Here is an 18,119-nt window from a genome sequence, read left to right on the forward strand (position 1 = left end):
ATCTAAGCCCCCGCCAGGCGCGGGAAGCCTACTACGCAAGGGAAGTGGGGGCGGCCGCATGAGCCGCAAAGTTGTGTCCAGGGAACCGGGTGCGGTACACCACTGGTGTGGACTCTAACATGTGGAGAGGTATGTTTTGAAAAAACTTGGTGATTTTTACGTTATGATTTGAATTGGCAGCGGCGTTCGAATGCGAGTATTTATGGAATGGGGCACTAAGCTGGCGGGATGTGGAACTGATTGGGTGACGTTTTCTATATAACAACGCCAATTTATTACGTGAACGACGTGCCGCACATCGGCACGGCTTATACGACCCTGGCCGCGGACGTCATCGCGCGCTTCAAGCGCCAGCAGGGCCGGGAGGTCTTCTTCCTCACGGGAGTTGACGAGCACGGCCAGAAGGTCGCAGGCGCCGCGGCCGACAAGAACCGAAGCCCCCAGTCGTGGGTGGATGGCATAGTCTCGGAGTTCACCGATCTCTGGAAACTCCTCAATATCTCAAACGACGACTTTATTCGCACCACGCAGAGCCGGCACAGTAACGTGGCGCAGTTGTTCATCGAGAAACTCAAGGAAAAAGGGGACGTCTTCCTGGACGCCTATGAAGGCTGGTACTGCGTTCACGACGAGTCGTTCCTGCTTTCAAGCCAGCTCGAGGACGGCGCGTGCCCGGAGTGCCATCTCCCCGCCGAGTGGGTGAAAGAGGAAAACTACTTCTTCCGTCTCTCAAAGTACGCCGATCGCGTCCTTGCCCACATCAAAACCAATCCGGAGTTCGTCCAGCCCGAGTCGCGCCGCAACGAAGTGATCTCCTTCATCGAGTCCGGTCTCAAGGATCAGAGCATCACACGCACGTCGTTCACGTGGGGAATATCGTGTCCGTTCGACGCGCGCCACGTCATGTACGTCTGGTTCGACGCGCTCCTCAACTACATTTCCGCTATCGGCTTTGGGATCGACCCCGCCCGCTTCGAGCGTGTATGGCCCGCCGACTGGCACCTGATGGGCAAGGAGATACTGCGGTTTCACGCGGCGATATGGCCCGCGATGCTGATGGCGGCGGACATCCCGCTTCCCAGGCACGTCTTCGCGCACGGGTGGCTGACCGTTGAGGGTCGCAAGATGTCCAAGTCGCTCGGCAATGTCGTGCGCCCCGCTGATATCGTGGAGGAGTATGGCGTGGACGCTTACCGTTACTACTTCATGAGAGAGTTCTCGTTCGGCATAGACGGAAACTTCTCGCGGCGCACCGTCAGGCAGCGCTACAACGCGGAGCTCGCGAACGACCTCGGCAACCTCGAGAGCCGCGTGTTTACAATGGTAGACCGATATCGCGACAACATCGTGCCCGCGCCAGGCGCGCCCGGCGCCGAGGAAAACATCCTCTCCGAGCGCGCGGCGCAATCGTTTGCGGTCATGGAGGCGAAGCTGGACGCGCTTTCCTTTAACGAAGCGCTCACCGATATCTGGGAGTTCATTCACGCGGTCAACCGTTACGTGGACGTGTCCGCTCCCTGGGCGCTGGCGAAAGACAGTTCCAGGAGCGCGGATCTCGATCGCGTCCTGTACAACTGCCTCGAGGGGCTCCGCCAGATAGCCGTGCTGATCGCGCCGTTCATGCCCGACACAGCGGCGAAAATATGGAATCGTCTCGGCCTGAAGGCCCCCATCGAGTCCGCGCTGCTTCCAGACTCCTCCACCTGGGGTTTGCTGCCGGACGGCCTCACGACGACCCGCGGCGACGCGCTGTTTCCAAGGAAGCTGGAAAACCTTGCCGAGGATCAGCCTTGATACCGGACTGCCACGCGCACCTCGATCTTATCAAGGAAGACACGGAAAGCGTCGTAACGTCCGCGAAGGCGGCTGGCGTTTCACCTGTCATCACAATCGGCTTGAACATCCGCTCGAGCGCGGAGGCGGTAAGAGCCGCCGCAGCGTGCGAGGGCGTCTACGCCGCTGTGGGCATTCATCCGAACGACACCGGCGGCGCCACGTCCGACGAGATCGACCACCTGGAGGAGATGGCGCGCGCAAGCAACCGCGTCGTCGCGATTGGCGAGACCGGCCTTGATTACTACCGCGACAAGAGTCCGGCGGACGCGCAGAAGCAGGCGTTTCGCGCGCAACTCAGGCTCGCGAAGCGGCTGGGTCTGCCTGTCATCGTCCACGACCGCGAGGCGCACTCTGACGCGCTGGCGCTGCTCGCCGAAGAGCTGGACGGTGACGTGCCCGTCATCATGCACTGCTTCTCGGGCGACCGGCACGTACTCGACGAGTGCGTCAGGCGCGACTACTACGTGTCGTTCGCGGGGCAGGTGACATTCAAGAACGCGCGCGAGGTCAGAGAGATGGCATCGCTCGCGCCGGCAAACCGCATTCTCTGTGAGACCGACGCCCCGTTTCTCTCTCCCGAGCCGTTCAGGGGAAAGCCCAACACGCCCGAGCGCGTACGGTTTGTGGCCGAGGCGCTTGCGGCCTCTCGCGGCATAGCGCTCGATGACATGGAGCGACTGCTCGCGGATAACACGTCCCGGGTTTTCGGCGTTCCGATGGAGGAGGACTAAGTGCCCCATTCCATAAATACTCGCAAGCGAACGCCGTTGCATCCACACCCGCCGCGTTCCACTCCTTCCGAGTACGACAAGCGTACGCGTCAGTCGCGCGGCCTTTTAGGGAGCGGCGCACCGACGCTCTCGGTACGTTACCGTATTTATGGAAAGGGGGACTAAGTGCCTCGCGAACGGCTTACCTCCCCACAGATTGTGCGAAGGCTCCTGGTGAGCGAGGGGATCAGGCCGCGCCGCGCGTTCGGGCAGAACTTCCTCGTCGACGCCAACATCCTTCGAATCATCACAGGCGCCGCTGGCCTCAGGTCCTCCGACACGGTGATCGAGGTCGGCCCCGGGCTGGGGGCTCTCACCCAGGCGCTCGTGGAGCAGGTCCGCCATGTTTACGCGATCGAGTTCGACCCCACTATGGTGAAGATACTGGAGAAAGAGTTCACCGGCGCCGATCGCCTCGTCCTGGTTCATGCCGATGCTCTCGCCTTCGACCTCGCGAGCTTCCGGGAGGGCAGCCCTCCAGAGCGCGTGAAGATGGTCTCAAACCTTCCCTACCAGATCGCCGCCACACTTGTGGTGAAGTGGTTGATCAAGTATCCGTGGCTATCCGAGTACACTGTGATGGTGCAGCGGGAAGTGGCCGACCGCATCGCCGCGAACCCTGGAAGCAAAGAGTACTCGGCGGCTTCGGTAAAAATCCAGTACCGCGCTAAAGTCGAGCGCGTAGCCGGGGTATCGCGCAACAGTTTCTACCCGCGGCCGGGCGTGGACTCCGCGGTACTCCACCTCGAGCGGCTGGCGGACGGCGGCGAACGCGACATTCCCCTGGCCTGCGACGAACCGTTCTTCGACCAGGTGGTTACCTCGGCTTTTAGCCAGCGCAGAAAGAAGCTCGCGAACTCGGTAGCCGCCGGAGTGCCTGGAGTGGATCGGGACAGCGTTGTGGACGCGCTTCACGCTATGGGCAGGCACGAAGCGGTGAGGGCTGAAGAACTCTCGCAGGTGGAGTTCACGGAGCTGTCCAATTATCTGCTGGCGCTGACGCGAGCGAGCGAAGGCGTCTTACCAACGAAACAAAGGACGTGAGATTGACTGAAAACCTGACCACGGCAAGGAATGTGAAAACCTGGCACTCCATGAAAACAGACGAGGTCATGTCCGCCCTCGATACTGGCGACAGAGAAGGCCTCTCCGGAGAAGAGGCAAAGCGCCGGCTGGCGGCTTTCGGCCCTAACACTTTCCAGGAGACAAGGCGCAAATCCGCGGTCATCCGCTTCCTCATGCAGTTCAACGACTTCATGATATGGGTTCTGCTGGTGGCTATCGTGATCAGCGGGGCCTTGCTGCGCGAATATATCGACGCGCTGGTCATCCTGGTGATCGTCCTCTTGAACGCGGGGCTTGGTTTCGCGCAAGAAAGCCGGGCGGAGTCGGCGATCGAGGAGCTCAAGAGGTTGGGAGCTCCAACCGCGAAAGTGCTGCGCGGCGGCGCGGAGGACTCGATCCCTGCGCGTGATCTCGTGCCCGGCGACCTGATAATCCTGGAAACCGGCGACGCCGTTTCTGCCGACGCGCGTGTCGTCACCTCCGTGAACCTGCGCGCCAATGAATCGAGCCTGACCGGCGAGTCCGAGGCCGTCTCCAAAAGCGCGAACTCTATCGTCAACGCCAGCGCGGATCTGGGGGATCGCGTCAACATGGTGTTCTCGGGAACTCATGTCGATTACGGGCGCGGGACAGCCGTTGTCGTGGAAACCGGAAGCCGCTCGCAACTCGGCCAGATAGCCGGAATGCTCGATGAAGGCAAGCCCGAGCCAACGCCTCTGCAGGTCGAGCTCAAGGATGTTGGAAAGCGTATCGTGTATATTTGCCTTCTCGTAGTGACCGTGGTGTTCGCCGTCGGTCTCATCAGAGGAAACCCCGTGGCCGCCATTCTGCTTTTCGCTGTGAGCCTGGCGGTGGCGGCGATTCCTGAGGGGCTACCGGCCGTTGTCACCATCACGCTAGCCCACGGAACGCGTGTAATGGCAAAGCAGAACGCCATCATCAGAAACCTCCCGGCGGTTGAAACGCTTGGCTCTGCAAACTACATCTGCTCGGATAAAACAGGAACACTTACTCTCAACAGGATGACGGTGACAGACGCGCTCTTCGCGGACGCTTCGCACTTTCTCATCGGAGACATTCCAGGCGCGCACGGAGAAGAAAAGTGGAAAGTAACCGACGCCTCTCTGTGGAGGGGCGATTCGTACAACCAGATGAAGCGCGCCGCGGCCCTTTGCAACGACGCGCGCCGCGGCCCGGACGGCTGCATCGGCGATTCCACTGAGGTGGCGCTGCTCGAGGCGGCCGAGGCTGGAGGGTTCAAGAAGGCGGATCTCGAGGAGAATCTGCCCAGAGTTGCGGAAGTGCCCTTCGACTCCGACAGGAAGATGATGACCACGGCGCACCGGGATAAAAGCGGCTTCATGGTCTTCTCGAAGGGCGCAGCCGAAGCGGTTCTGGATAAGTGCGACCGGATGCTCACGGACGAGGGCGAGGTTCCATTGACCGGTGAGGCCCTGTCGAAGATGCTGGCCGCAACCTCTCAACTTGGCTCGCAGGCCCTTCGCGTGCTCGCCGTCGCATACCGGAAGCTGGACTCGCTTCCCGGACCGGACGCAGCCGATGATCTCGAGCGCGGCCTGGTCTTTCTGGGGGCGTTCGCAATGAAGGATCCGCCGAGAGCTGAGGTCCTTCACGCGCTCGGCGAGTGCTCTCGCGCGAATATCGGCGTCGCCATGATTACCGGCGATCACAAAGCAACCGCGTCCGCCGTCGCGCGGGAGCTCGGGATCCTCGCGCCCGGGCGGCGTCTCATCGAAGGCCACGATATCGAAAAGATGACGGCAGGCCAGTTGAGCGATCAGGTTGAGAATATCAGCGCTTACGCGCGCGTCTCTCCCGGGCACAAGGTGAAAATTGTCGAGGCGCTCAAGGCGCGCGGGCACGTGGTCGCCATGACGGGCGATGGGGTCAATGACGCGCTGGCTCTCAAGCGCGCGGACATCGGCATCGCCATGGGCATCACCGGCACGGATGTCGCCAAAGAAGCGTCAGACATGGTGCTCGCGGACGACAACTTCGCCACTATTGTGTCCGCGGTCAAGCAGGGCCGCATCATATTCAATAACCTGCGGAAATTTATTTACTTCATGTTGTCATGCAACATCAGCGAGGTGCTGATTGTCTTCATAGCGATGGTTGCCGGGTTCCCCCTGCCGCTTGCGGCCTCGCAGATACTCTGGATCAACCTGATCACCGATGGGGTGCCCGCGCTCGCTCTCGGCATGGATCCACCGGAGATCGACATCATGGAACATCCGCCGAGGAACGCGGACGACAACATCCTCACCGCGTCAAGGCAGTTCAACCTGGCCCTGCATGGCCTGATCATCACCGCCGGCGGGCTCGCGTCATTTCTCCTCGCCCACTACCTGCTCGGCTATTCATGGGCCGACAAATCGATTGGGCTCGACATGTCGCGGACGGTGCTCTTCACAACGATAGTCCTTACGCAGGTGTTTCACTCGTACAACCTGCGCTCGGAGACGCGATCCTTTTTCTCTTCGGCGCCGTGGGAAAACCGCTACCTGTTCGGCGCTTTCCTGATCTCTATCGCGCTGCAGGCGGCAGTGCTTTACCTGCCTTTCATGCAAAAAGTGTTCCACACGCGCTGGCCGTCCGGTCAAGCCTGGCTGCTGATACTGGCGTGCTCGATCGTTCCAATTCTGTTGATCGACAGAATAAAAGTGTTGCGCAGGCGGTAGACGGAGCGGTAGACGGGACCCCTAAAAACTAGCGCGGTTTCTTCAAAGGAGGATTCTCGCCCCAGTCCGCGCTATCCACTTTCTTCCAACCATCAGGAAGCATCTCCAGCACTTTGTCTCGCAGATACTCGCTGTCATTGGGGTCGGCCATGCGGAACAACCTGTCCATTGTTATTTTCTGCTCGAGTCTGTCAATCGAGTACGTCACCACTCCTATCATTTTTACCATCAGCTTCATGCTCTTCCTGTCCCTGTCCAGCCCCTCACACCATTTTTTTAGCATCTCGACCTGTCGGCGGAAGATATTCTCAGGCGTGTTTTCCTGCCCGGGAAAAACCGGCTCGAGGTCGGGCATGAAAAACGGAGTTCCAATGTTTACCTGTATCCCTCCGTCAGAATCCAGGCGCCGGTAGACACCGACAGGCAGCACCGGGCATGGCACCGCGCGCGCGAGGTTGGCTACCCCATACTTGAACGGCCCCAGTTGCCCGTGGGGGAACCTGGCGCCCTCGGGGTGCACAAAAATGATCTTGCCACGGCGCAGGTGGTTGAGGCTTTTCTTGATAGCCTTCGGCGCTTCGTCGGTTGCGTTGCGGTCGATGGGGATGACCCCAAAGTAGTACCAGAGAATCCGGGCGAAAAGCCCCTCTTTGCCTCGTTTGATCTCCTTCTTTCCCCAGGGAATCATTCTGCTGCGTGTCAGAACTTTTCTTAAGGCTATGCCCTCCGCGATAACGTCCACCCCGGTCTGGTGGTTCGTCACCACAATAAACGGGCCCTTGTGCGGGGCTCGCTCCTCTCCCGTATATCGCAGGTTATATTTCTTGAATCTGGCAAGCGCCACGCCGAGAGGCCTGGCTAGAATGACGCGCAACCACATAATTTTCCTTTCAAACGCAACAAAGGGGGCCTGACCCCATTGTTGCGTTTTTTAGCTCTATTGACAACCGATGGCGCCATCAGTGATAAGCCCACTCCGCTTCGCGCTCGTGAAATCGGCGCCGGTGAGATCGCAGTCAGTGAAATCCACCTCGTTCATGAAAGCGCCGATCCAGATCGACTCTCTGAGATTGGCGCCCGTAAACTTCGTCTGGTGTAATACCGCCCGAGCAAAAATGCCCTCGAATATGTCCGCGCCCGTGAAATCCGCGTTCACCAGGTTCGCGTTTCGCATATCCGCTCGATGTATGCTCGCGCCTCGAAGGTTCGCGTTTGAGAGGTTCGCGTGGGTCATGTACGCCTGCTTCAAGCAACACCCCGACAGGTCACACCCCGAGAGATCGGCCACCATCCAGTTCACATAAGTCAGATCCATCCCCTCGAAATCGTGACCGGAGAAGTCCGGCTTCAGGTTCATGTCCCCGCAGCGCCACTCGTTCCAGGCTTTCACTCCCTTTTTCAGAACCTTCAAGTGCTCTTTGTTCGCCATCTCCCGCCCCTCGTAAAATCTAACGTCGCCAAACTTCAAAAATATATCACAAGAAACGCAAATAATTTTATCTGGCCGCCTCCTGAGAGAAGCCGAGAAGAATGATAGCAAAAAGAGTGAACGCCCCCGAGACCACCTGGTACTTCGCGGAAGGTAACACCTACTCCAACTTCGAAGAGTATCTAACCGTACAGAACCCCAACACGTCAGGCACCGTCTACCCCTACCGTCTACCCCTAATTAATCACAAACATCTTGCTGGTGGAGGTAGGCGGGCTCGAACCGCCGGCCTCGGGCTTGCAAAGCCCGCGCTCTCCCAACTGAGCTATACCCCCGAATTCGAATGGCAATTATTGTATCATCTCCGTATCGCGTTTAACTTTGGGGTCAGGTCTTTTTTTTAAAGTTTAAGAGGGGTCAGGCACCGTCTACCTTTCCGTCTACCGCTAAAGCGGTAGACGTTGCCTGACCCCAAAGTTAAATCAGCGCAGGTCTGGTGTAATCCATGGCCAACTTGATTGCCGAGACCAGAACGACCGGCATCATCGCGAATGTGCCTATCAGAGCGACCTGGTTCATGCCGTTCTCAAACCAGTTCATCTCGAGTACGCTCATTGCCGTCGAGAAGTAAAGCGCGAAATAGATAAACAACGGCACGATGTTGACGAGTTTCTCCGATGTCAAGTTCCGCTTCTGAAATACCATGTAAAAGATGAAGACAATGAAGAACGGCGCGAGCCACCAGCCCACGAAGTTGCCGATCGGCACACCGCTATTGCCCTTCCACACGTTGAGTCCCTTGAGGTAGGGGCCACCTCTCTCCCACCACCACCAGGGCGCCACCCGCGCCATTTGCATCCACACTCTTGAAGTCGCCATCGGATCCACCATTAAATCCCAGGCGCATACGAGCGTCGCCGAAGCCGCCGCGATGATAACCCCCCACAAGGTCTTCCCCAACCATGTCTTCGCGCGGACAATGCCGCGTGTGCCGGCAAGCCAGTCGATCAACATGTATGCGGCGTAAATGACGACGGACCAGGTGACAATAACGACGATCGGCACTCCACCGACACGCGGTCTGAGGGTGTCCGTGTACTTGTAGTACCCGAAAAACCACGCGTAATTGTGCCCCACAAACTCGCAGGCCCATGTGATCAACCAGGCGATCGCGAAGAACGCAACGGCCTGGCGCCTCCCCTTGACCATCCATGCGTGCCAGACGCAGATGGCGAGCGCTAATAAAACGCCAAGGGCCATCAGTTCCGGTCGTATCGTGAACTTGTGCGTGACCCAAGTTCCCAGGTGAAAAATTGCCAGCGCAAAGAAAGCAAACAGGAGGATCGCGATCATCGCCCGCTCAGGTCTTGTAGATTGCTTCCACGCCTCAACTATGGGCCTTTGAGTGATATTCTCTTCCAAAATGACCTCCTGCTTTATTTACCCTTGAACTCCGGCGGCCTCTTCTGCATGAATGAAGTCACTCCTTCGACCGCGTCCTCTGTGCCCACCGCGATCCCCTGCAGTGAGCCCTCGCGATCAAGCGCGCTCATAAGATCGGACTCGAAGGACTTGTTGAGCATGCTCTTCATCATACCAATCGCCCGTGTCGGACCGGCGGCCAGGCGACAGGCGATTTCCATCGCATCTTCCATCAACCGCTCATGTGAAACCACGCGATTGACCAGGCCGAGCCCGAGCGCCATTTCAGGAGTCACTTCCTCACCAAAAAACATCAGCTCTTTCGCTTTCGCGAGCCCTACGATCCTCGGCAGGAAGTAGGTGCCGCCGGTATCAGCGACAAGTCCGCGTCTCACAAAAACCTGGATAAACTTCGCTTGCTCGGAAGCCACCAGGAGGTCGCAGGCAAACGCCAGGTTGCAGCCGGCGCCAGCTGCCGTCCCGTTTATAGCGCCAATGATCGGCTTCTCGAGCAACCACATGGCGCTGACCATCTTAGAGTACGCGAAGCACGTTATGCGCATTCCAGGTGGAGTGAACACGTCCTCGCGGCCTCCGCCACCTGTCAGATCCGCGCCCGTGCAGAAGCCCTCCCCCGCCCCTGTAATGACAATCGCTCGCGTTTCATCGTCGAACCGCAATTTCTCAATCGTGTCGCCGATCGCCTGGACAAGGGAAAAACTGAGCGCGTTCTTTTTCTCGGGCCTGTTCAGGGTTAAAATCGATACGTTGCCTTTTTTCTCTACAAGAAGCTCTTCCATCTCAGATTCCTTTCATGCAAACCACTGTCAAGGTGCGCGGCTGTCAATGTCCCGTGAACCGGGGGTCTCGTCTCTCGAGAAACGCTTGAATCCCCTCTTTCGCGTCAGCGCTTCGTATGGAATCGGCTACCATATCATGAATCGCGCTCACGTAATCCACGTCCGGTGAAACGCGCTCCCCGGCGATAGCGTCAAGCGCGCGCTTTTGGCCCTTCACCGATAGCGGCGCAAGCATCGCTATCTCTCGGGCAAGCTCAAACGTAAATCCCTCGAGTTCTTCTTCCACGCGCACAAAATCCAGCATGCCCATCTTGTGGAGCTCGTCTCCTTCAAAGTAGCGAGCCGTATGGAAGAGCTTTCTTGTCGTCGCGAGCCCCAGCGTCCGGGAGAACCGCTCACATCCCTCCAGGGGATACACAATGCCGAGCTTCGCGGATGGCGTGCCCATACGGGTTCGCTCACAACCGATTCGCAGGTCGCACGCTATCGCCAGCTCGCATGCCGCCCCCATGGCGTAACCGTTGATCATCGCGATAACAGGATAAGGAAACGCCTCGATCGCCGCTATGGCGCGGCGCAACGGGCCGCCTTCACTGATTAGACTGTAGTTCTCTTTGGGGCGATTGAGAGCCATGTCGGCAAGGTCCATGCCTACCGAGAACCCACTGTCACCAGTTCCCTTGAGCACCACACAACGGATTCCGTCGTCACGGGCCAGCTCCTCGAGCGCCAACGTCAGCGATGTCAGCAGTTGCGCCGTAAGCGCGTTCCTCTTCTCGGGACGATTGAAAGCCAGCGTCGCGAACCCGTCACGTTTTTCAACCAGAATTTCAGATTCTTCTACCACAGAACCTCCATCACGCAACCGAGACGATTAAGCATATGATAACGCCGATCTTGCTTGAGTGGGAGACTATCACGCATGTCTGAAAACACAAGCAGGGATTTTCGAGGCCGAACCGTAGTATGATAGTAACCGGTAAGCGCCATGGGCCGGGCCGCCCGGGCCTGACACACAGAAGGGATGAGAAACATGCTGGATGACACACTCTATAAGAAAGACGCCGAGCGCCTGGCCGCGCAAATCGTCGATGAGAACCCGATGGTGGACATACTCGACATAAGAATGGACTCAATCCTCGGAGGGTACGTGATCATCGCTTACGATTACGGCGCCGACGAAGAGTTCACTGTAGACAGGATCGAAACATGGAACGCGAAGCGAAGCAATCTCCTGGAGCATCACCTCTCCAGGGCCATCGGCGGCAAAGTGCACACGAAAAAGGGCAGAAAGGTCGGCTCTGTCTTCGGCCACTGGATCCAGGTGAGCGAGGAAAACTGGTCCGAGGAGATATGCGACGCGGTCGAAAGCCGCAGGACGCCCGGCGAAGCGTTGCTCGACCTCGAGCCTTCATTGGGCGAAGCTGAGATCATCTATCCCGGAGAGGGACGCCCGGGCGATTACGGCTTCGACGGCAACTGCCTGGTTATGATCAACCCGGACGGCGCCAAAGTGTTCAAGCAAATAGTCAAGCTCGCGAACTTTACGCTCACCGATCAATCAAACAAAGTCATAGAGTGGCGTACGCTGGGCTTTGACATATCACCGCGGCCCGAGGCGCCCATGATCGAGCTCGGGACGAAAGAGTGGGGAGAGGATGACATCGTCGACGAAATCAAAGACAGGCTCCTGGATTTATCGAACAAGAGCTACGGCGCCATCCTCGTGGACGGGCAAGCCAACGCGACGGCTTATGCGTGGGTGCTCGCTGGCATTATCGGCCTCAAGGTAATTATGGCCTGGAATCAGAAGAGCAAGTCCACGCTCTCCCGGATTGGGTACACAGAGCTGCTGCACTATAAGGAAGTCGAAGAATCATTGTAGGCGCCTTGCTTCTTGGCTCTGATCGTCGGGTTGCCTCGCGTCGTGAAATGTGTTTTGATATCACGCGTTGATTATTCGCGTGACCGGTTTCGAGATTTGGTTTGACGCTTTTCCCGAGGAGTCCGCATCCTCGGGTTTTTATTTGAGGAGGAGGTGAAAAATGAAAATATACGTTGGCAACCTTAGTTTCAGCACCGATGACAACAGTTTGCGCTCCGCCTTTGAGCAGTTCGGCGCAGTCACTTCGGCTGAGGTCGTGATTGACCGCGGCACAAGCAGGTCAAGGGGCTTTGGCTTCGTCGAGATGCCAAACGACGATGAGGCAAAAGCTGCTGTCGAGGGGCTGGACGCCAAGGATCTGGACGGCCGCGCCGTAAGGGTCAACGAGGCCAGGCCAAGAAGGACCGATTCGGGCGGCGGAGACACTCCCCGTTATTAGGTCTCAAAACAGAATAGTGATTAAGGAGGGAAACATGAGAAAGACGATGATTGCCCCGAAAGTGATCCTTGTCACGGTTCTACTACTCTCCGCAACAGCAGCGATATATCAGCCAGCCCTGGGAAGCACTCTGCGGGAGCGCCGCCAGGAGCGCCGTGACTAGCGCATCGAGGAGATCAGGGAGCGGATCGAGACTGTAATCGCGCGCTTCAACAACAACGAGGAACGCCATGTCGCCGCTTACCATGCCGCCAAAGCAAAGGTCACTGAAATTGTCGCCGCAATGGCGGCCAAAGGCTATGACGTCAGCAAGCTCAAGGCCGACTTCCTGGCGTGGGATCAGATGATTGTCAAAGCAGCCACCGATTACGCGTCTTTCATCAACCTCTTGCAAAACGCGAAGCAGTACACACCTTATGAATCCGCCGGGCAGCTCTCCAACGCCATCAGCCAGGCGCGCGCGCAACTACGGATAGTGCGCCAGGATATCATCGACGTGCGGCATTACTATCAGACGGTGATACGGCCCGCCATCGCGGCACTCGCGAGTCAGACGCCAACCACTCCGGCGACCACAAATCCATCCACGGCGCCATGAAAGAGAGGTGCGCACAATGATCAGCAAAAAAACGTTTGTTATCACGGCAGCTGTGATCCTGATGCTGGTGGCGTCCGCCCTCTTCGCAGCGTCATGCGGGAGCAAGAGCAAGAGCGCCTCGACGTCCACGTCATCCGGCGGCGCAACCACATCATCCGGCAGCACAACCAATAACGCGGAGATCAACAACTACCTGAACCAGTTGGATCAGCAGATGAACTCAGTGAGTCCTACTGATTTCAACGAAGGACAGTTGAGCGACCCGGCATTGGGCCTTTGACGTAGCCCACACTTGCCCCGGAGTCACCGCCCGCGAAGTGGGGCGTGGGGCGTGGGGCGTGGGAGTTGGGGGTGACACAGGCCATTCTTGCCTGTGGAATGTTACGTCACAGACAGGAATGTCTGTGCTACACGATGTGACGTTTCTGAAGCAATCACAAAGAACCAACAGAGAAGCCGGGATCTGGATGATCCCGGCTTCTATTACTGTCATGTCACTTTTGAAGCGCAAGCTTCTTGTTGCTTACGGCTCCGTGAAAGCGAGTTTGTAGAGAACGTAGAAGTTGAAAATTGGGATGATGATAAGGATTCCCCACCATCTCTCGAACCCGAGTTTTTCAGCGACATCCATCAAAATCATGATAGACATAACCGCAGTGACGATCCCACAACAAAACTGACATATCAGCATGATGATAAACCAGGAGTTCTCCCTGTCCCCCATCTTGCACAGCAACCAGAGATTCAAAAAAGGAACGAACGCGAACCAGCCGTTCTCAACCCCCAGCCTGTCCGCCATCTTCATCATGCAAAAGGCGGAAAAAACGTACATGGCAAGAGCCAGCAGCATAATGACCAGAAACAGTCCGACCGACATGCCCGTACTAACCTCATACTCCACAGCTTGCGCAACAATCACGAAACTCCTCCTTTCAATAGGACAATTTCAAGTATTATAGTTTGGCAACAGCACTTACGTCAACCCAGCGCTCGGCGCCTGCCACTCCGCCCCAAAGAAGAGGCTCATCGGAACAACTGCAATGAGTTCGCGGGGTGCGAATGCTCTTTCGCCCTGGTATAGGATCACTGTGATCGCCGCTCTACCTCTCATCGCGCTCAGGAAGCTCTCAGACCCCTTGAGGTCTGCGCTTGTAACGCTTCCAGAGCTCTTTACTTCGATTCCCGCCAGGCGCGTGCCTCTCTCCAGTACAAAATCGACCTCACCGCCGTGCTGTTCCCTCCAGAACATCGGCTCCGCCGGGACGTCCAGCAGTGGAAGCGTCTTGCGAATCTCTCCCCAAACCCAGGTTTCCAGCATCCTGCCTGACAACCCCGCTTTCTCCAGCGCAGTCCATCCCGTCAGGGCGACAAGGTGACACGCCATACCGGTGTCATTGAAGTAAACCTTGGGTGTCTTAACCAGGCGTTTACCGATATTCGCGTAATAAGGCATCAGGAACTCAACCTGGAACGTCGTCTCGAGCAGACCGACATACCGCCTCAGCGTTGTGTACGGGATGCCCACCTCCCTCGAGATGTCCATCAGGTTCAAGAGGTTCCCCGTGCGGAGCGCCATGACACGTAGCAAGCGGCCAAAGAGGGGCAGGTCCGCGATGGAGGTTATTTCCTTGACATCGCGCTCCAGATACGTCTGCCTGTAAGAATTAAACCAACTGTCACGCGCAGCCCTCGTCTTCATCCGCTCGGGATCAGGATAGCAGCCTGAGATAACCAGACGCTCGATATCCTCGCGCCTGGCACTCACTTCCTTCCTCCGAAGTCGGGATAGTAGCTCGGCCGCGCTGTCGCATTCCAGTAACGCGTCGATTGCGGAGGTGGGCGCTTTCCTCTCTTCGATCTCCGCCCACGAGAAGGTGTCAAGCCGAAATATGGCTACACGCCCGGCGAGCGTCTCCGAGACTGATCTAAGTCTGAGTGGGTTGGCCGAGCCAGTGAGAAGGTACATGCCTGGACAGCGGTTTCTGTCCACCGCGAGCTTCACAGCCCTCATGAGGTCTGGAGCTCTCTGGACCTCGTCTATCACCATTGGTGGAGGATTGCCCCTAATGAACCCGTCAGGGTCGCTTAGCGCGGCATCCAGAATGGAACGGTCGTCGAGCGTAAAATACTCGGCCTTCCACGGCCCTGCCGAGATAGCCCTGGCAAGGGTGGTCTTCCCCACCTGCCTGGCGCCAACAAGAAGAACAACGGGGAATTCTCGCAGGGCTCCAGTTATGAGCCGTTCAACATGTCGCTTTATCATGGTTAATATTTAACCATACTTTGGTTATATTGTCCACAATATTTAACCATACTTTGGTTATATTGTCCACATCGCTTTGAGACATTCAGACATTTTCGGGTCATGCCTGCCTCCCGGGCAAGTGGCTCTCAATCTTCAGCGCCTCCCCGATCTCCATGATCACTACTTCGGTAGATGACCCGGCCTCGACGATCTCCTTGAAACGAATCGAGTCTGCCCCCATGTGGTGCCAGACCTTCTTCAAATCAGCCGTTTCGATGTTGTAGGCATGAACCACACGGACCCCGATGCCGTCAAAGTCCAACTCGAAGCGTGACCCTCTTTGCATGATCCTTGTGAGCGTGCGTTACCAGGATCAGGTCCGCCGTGTCGAGTTCCCCTGGAAGTCCGTCAACTGACACCGCTCAGAAATCCAATATCCAATATGTTAGAATCCAGGTCGTCTGGTGAAAACGTGATTCCGTGACAGGGTACTCAACGAGAGAAGTGATGGAGAGTGGACGAACTCAACCCCTTCAAGATCGCACAGCATCAGCTCGACCAGTGCGCGGAGATAATGGGTCTCGACGACAACGTGCGCCAGTTGCTCAGAATCCCCGTCCGCGAGATCAGAGTCCATATGCCGGTCCGTATGGATGACGGCTCCGTAAAGGTGTTCGAAGGCTTCAGGATCCAGTACAACGATGCTCGAGGGCCGACGAAAGGCGGGATCAGGTTCCACCCCGAGGAGACTATCGATACGGTGCGGGCGCTCGCAGCCTGGATGACCTGGAAATGCGCCCTGGTGGATATTCCGCTTGGTGGCGGTAAGGGCGGCGTGATCTGCAACACCAAGCAGATGTCAGACGGAGAGCTAGAACGGCTGAGCCGGGCTTACATTGAGTCCATCTGGCAGTTCATCGGACCCGAGAAGGATATCCCCGCGCCTGATGTGTATACCAGTCCCAAGGTGATGGCCTGGATGATGGACGAATACTCCAAGATCGCCGGGCGCCCGCAGTTCGGCGTGGTCACCGGAAAACCTCTCTGCATAGGCGGGTCGCCTGGCAGGGGAGACGCTACCGCGCGGGGCGGGTTGTTCGTGGTGCGGGAGGCGGCGCGCGAGTTAGGGCTTGATCTCTCAAAGGCCACGGTGGCTATTCAGGGGTACGGCAACGCTGGCTACTTCGCGGCCAAGCTGATGGTCGAGATGTTCGGCTCCAAGGTGGTGGCGGTATCCGATACCAAGGGTGGTGCCTGCAATATGGACGGCCTCGACCCCGATGCAGTCGCGGACCACAAGAGGGACACGACGACCGTGATGGGATGCGCCGGTGCGGACAGTATTGACTCCGACGACATCCTGACCAGCGACGTGGACATACTGATTCCCGCAGCCCTGGAAAACGTCATAACAACGGAAAACGCCGGCAAGGTCAAGGCCAAAATAGTCGCCGAGCTGGCGAACGGTCCGACCACGCCGGAAGCCGACAAGATACTCTACGAGAACGGCGTCCATGTCCTTCCGGACTTCCTCTGCAACGCCGGCGGCGTCACGGTCTCTTACTTCGAGATGGTTCAGAACACGAGCCTTTCGTGCTGGGACGAGAAGGAGGTCTACGAGAAGCTCGACCGCGTTATGACCCGGGCTTACGCTGCGGTGCTGGAGACTTCTAGGAATTACGCCGTCAACATGCGCAAGGCCGCCTATATCGTGGCCATCGAGAGGGTGATCGAGGCCATGAGATGGCGCGGATGGATATAGGCGGAACAGGAGCAGGCTTGTCTATGTAGATCTGGCTTGCAGGCGGAAAGGAGGCAATCCCATCAATAACATCACTGGTGAGGATAGCTTTCGGGCTTTCAGGAACGTGATCCGAATGGTTCTTCCGGCGGATGATAGCCTGAACCAGGAAGGCGGAAACCACGTTATTGAAAGAGCACGATCCGTATCCCTAGGCTCCGCCAAGCTCTTTCACTCCCTCCGTTATCGCGTTGGCAATTATAAGCGCCTGGTTGCGGTCCTCCATGCGGTTGGCGTCCTCCAGGGATGAGCCGTTGAGCGCCGCGTTGAAGGCGTCCTTGGTGAGGCGCAGGCCAAACTTGTTCTTGGAGCACATGACGGCGGCCATGGCTTTCGCGGCCGGCAGGAGGTTCTCGCGAGTGTGGACGTGGTTTACCAGGCCTATGCGGTACGCCTCATCCGCCGGGATCCTCATCCCGGTCATGCACATCTCGGCGGCCTTGCCCCAACCGACCAGCTTCGGCAGGAAAAACGATGAGCTCAGGTCGGCCCCGCCCGTTCCGATATTGATGTACTGGGCGCAGAAGAAGCTATCTTCGCTCGCGAGCCTCACGTCCGCGGCAAGCGCGAACGACAGCCCCGCCCCCATCGCCGGCCCGTGCACCGCCGCGATTATCGGCTGTGGGCAGGAACGCATCAACCGCATCAGCGCCGAGAAGTGCGTCTGACCGTCAAACGTGGTTTCGGCCGTGGCCCCTCCCTCCGGCACGAACTCAGTCACGACCGCCTTCATGTCCAGGCCGCTGCAGAACCCCTTCTCGCCCGCCCCCGTTACGATGATTACGCGTGTGCCGAAGTCGCGTTGCCGCGCCTGCCAGAAATCGTACAGCTCTTCGACCATCTGCCTGTTGACGGCATTGACCATTTTCGGGCGGTTGTAAGTGAGAATGCCCACTTCGCCATCAGTCTCGTACAACAACGTTTCATATGTCATGACTATCTCCTCCCTGGCTCGAGCCCGCCATCCACAACGTACCAGTCTATCCAATCGCCGCCACGTAAACAAAAATAAGAGGGGTCAAAAGAAGAGGGGTCACCTGTAAGAAGCCCAAGTCAAGACACACCTCTCCTTGATCCCCGCTCGCGGGGATGTCAAATTCGTCTTGACTTGGGAGGAGACCCCGTTT

Annotated in this window: 18 protein-coding genes and 1 tRNA gene; 9 read left to right on the forward strand and 10 right to left on the reverse strand. The window is 57.7% G+C overall.

Annotated features, from left to right (window positions below; genetic code table 11):
- Positions 1-240: 240 nt before the first annotated feature.
- The 4 genes from CVT63_05090 (at position 241) to CVT63_05105 (ending at position 6,373) form a co-directional block, all read left to right on the forward strand.
- The gene (locus CVT63_05090; GenBank protein PKQ27972.1) at positions 241-1,794 is read left to right on the forward strand and encodes a methionine--tRNA ligase; all 1,554 of its coding nucleotides are present in this window, start codon (positions 241-243) and stop codon (positions 1,792-1,794) included.
- Positions 1,644-2,567 carry a hypothetical protein gene (locus tag CVT63_05095; GenBank protein PKQ27973.1) on the forward strand — a complete coding sequence of 308 codons (924 nt, stop codon included), beginning with the start codon at positions 1,644-1,646 and terminating at the stop codon, positions 2,565-2,567. Before CVT63_05090 ends, CVT63_05095 begins: the two co-directional genes overlap by 151 nt.
- 165 nt (positions 2,568-2,732) lie before the next feature.
- Positions 2,733-3,650 carry a 16S rRNA (adenine(1518)-N(6)/adenine(1519)-N(6))-dimethyltransferase gene (locus CVT63_05100; protein ID PKQ27974.1) on the forward strand — a complete coding sequence of 306 codons (918 nt, stop codon included), beginning with the start codon at positions 2,733-2,735 and terminating at the stop codon, positions 3,648-3,650.
- Positions 3,651-3,700: 50 nt separating this feature from the next.
- Positions 3,701-6,373: an ATPase gene (locus CVT63_05105; GenBank protein PKQ27975.1), complete on the forward strand. Its 2,673-nt coding sequence runs from the start codon at positions 3,701-3,703 to the stop codon at positions 6,371-6,373.
- Positions 6,374-6,401: 28 nt separating this feature from the next.
- On the opposite strand, the gene CVT63_05110 is transcribed toward CVT63_05105, so the two are convergent.
- The 6 genes from CVT63_05110 to CVT63_05135 form a co-directional block, all read right to left on the reverse strand.
- On the reverse strand, positions 6,402-7,253 hold the full coding sequence (locus CVT63_05110; protein PKQ27976.1) for a hypothetical protein: 852 nt from the start codon (positions 7,251-7,253) through the stop codon (positions 6,402-6,404).
- 57 nt (positions 7,254-7,310) lie between these two features.
- Positions 7,311-7,841, reverse strand: a complete 531-nt coding sequence (locus CVT63_05115; GenBank protein PKQ27977.1) for a hypothetical protein — start codon at positions 7,839-7,841, stop codon at positions 7,311-7,313.
- Between the two features lie 220 nt (positions 7,842-8,061).
- A tRNA-Ala gene (locus tag CVT63_05120) sits at positions 8,062-8,137 on the reverse strand.
- 142 nt (positions 8,138-8,279) lie between these two features.
- On the reverse strand, positions 8,280-9,224 hold the full coding sequence (locus CVT63_05125) for a hypothetical protein (protein ID PKQ27978.1): 945 nt from the start codon (positions 9,222-9,224) through the stop codon (positions 8,280-8,282).
- A gap of 14 nt (positions 9,225-9,238) precedes the next feature.
- Complete coding sequence (locus CVT63_05130) at positions 9,239-10,024, reverse strand: hypothetical protein (GenBank protein ID PKQ27979.1); 786 nt, start codon at positions 10,022-10,024, stop codon at positions 9,239-9,241.
- A 43-nt stretch (positions 10,025-10,067) separates the two neighbouring features.
- On the reverse strand, positions 10,068-10,889 hold the full coding sequence (locus CVT63_05135) for an enoyl-CoA hydratase (GenBank protein ID PKQ27980.1): 822 nt from the start codon (positions 10,887-10,889) through the stop codon (positions 10,068-10,070).
- A 168-nt stretch (positions 10,890-11,057) separates the two neighbouring features.
- Between CVT63_05135 and CVT63_05140 the strand changes: the two genes are divergently transcribed.
- The 4 genes from CVT63_05140 to CVT63_05155 all read left to right on the forward strand — a co-directional run bounded on the left by CVT63_05140 (position 11,058) and on the right by CVT63_05155 (position 13,226).
- Positions 11,058-11,909, forward strand: coding sequence for a hypothetical protein (locus CVT63_05140; protein PKQ27981.1), 852 nt, complete (start codon positions 11,058-11,060; stop codon positions 11,907-11,909).
- A 160-nt stretch (positions 11,910-12,069) separates the two neighbouring features.
- Positions 12,070-12,348, forward strand: a complete 279-nt coding sequence (locus tag CVT63_05145) for an RNA-binding protein (GenBank protein ID PKQ27982.1) — start codon at positions 12,070-12,072, stop codon at positions 12,346-12,348.
- Between the two features lie 283 nt (positions 12,349-12,631).
- Positions 12,632-12,946 carry a hypothetical protein gene (locus tag CVT63_05150; protein PKQ27983.1) on the forward strand — a complete coding sequence of 105 codons (315 nt, stop codon included), beginning with the start codon at positions 12,632-12,634 and terminating at the stop codon, positions 12,944-12,946.
- 7 nt (positions 12,947-12,953) lie between these two features.
- On the forward strand, positions 12,954-13,226 hold the full coding sequence (locus CVT63_05155) for a hypothetical protein (GenBank protein PKQ27984.1): 273 nt from the start codon (positions 12,954-12,956) through the stop codon (positions 13,224-13,226).
- Positions 13,227-13,469: 243 nt separating this feature from the next.
- Here the strand turns inward: CVT63_05155 and CVT63_05160 are convergent, their stop codons facing one another.
- The 3 genes from CVT63_05160 to CVT63_05170 form a co-directional block, all read right to left on the reverse strand.
- Positions 13,470-13,865 carry a hypothetical protein gene (locus tag CVT63_05160; protein ID PKQ27985.1) on the reverse strand — a complete coding sequence of 132 codons (396 nt, stop codon included), beginning with the start codon at positions 13,863-13,865 and terminating at the stop codon, positions 13,470-13,472.
- Between the two features lie 54 nt (positions 13,866-13,919).
- Positions 13,920-15,209 (reverse strand): ATPase, encoded by a 1,290-nt coding sequence (locus tag CVT63_05165; GenBank protein PKQ27986.1) that lies wholly within the window; start codon positions 15,207-15,209, stop codon positions 13,920-13,922.
- Positions 15,210-15,309: 100 nt separating this feature from the next.
- Entirely contained in the window at positions 15,310-15,537 is a 228-nt protein-coding gene (locus tag CVT63_05170; GenBank protein ID PKQ27987.1) for a hypothetical protein, read from the reverse strand.
- A 168-nt stretch (positions 15,538-15,705) separates the two neighbouring features.
- Between CVT63_05170 and CVT63_05175 the strand changes: the two genes are divergently transcribed.
- Positions 15,706-16,953, forward strand: coding sequence for a glutamate dehydrogenase (locus CVT63_05175; GenBank protein ID PKQ27988.1), 1,248 nt, complete (start codon positions 15,706-15,708; stop codon positions 16,951-16,953).
- A 190-nt stretch (positions 16,954-17,143) separates the two neighbouring features.
- Here CVT63_05175 and CVT63_05180 read toward each other — a convergent pair whose 3' ends face one another.
- Positions 17,144-17,926, reverse strand: coding sequence for an enoyl-CoA hydratase (locus tag CVT63_05180; protein PKQ27989.1), 783 nt, complete (start codon positions 17,924-17,926; stop codon positions 17,144-17,146).
- Positions 17,927-18,119 lie beyond the last annotated feature (193 nt).

The organism is Candidatus Anoxymicrobium japonicum (genome assembly GCA_002843005.1).
Taxonomy (GTDB): Bacteria; Actinomycetota; Geothermincolia; order Fen-727; family Anoxymicrobiaceae; genus Anoxymicrobium; species Anoxymicrobium japonicum.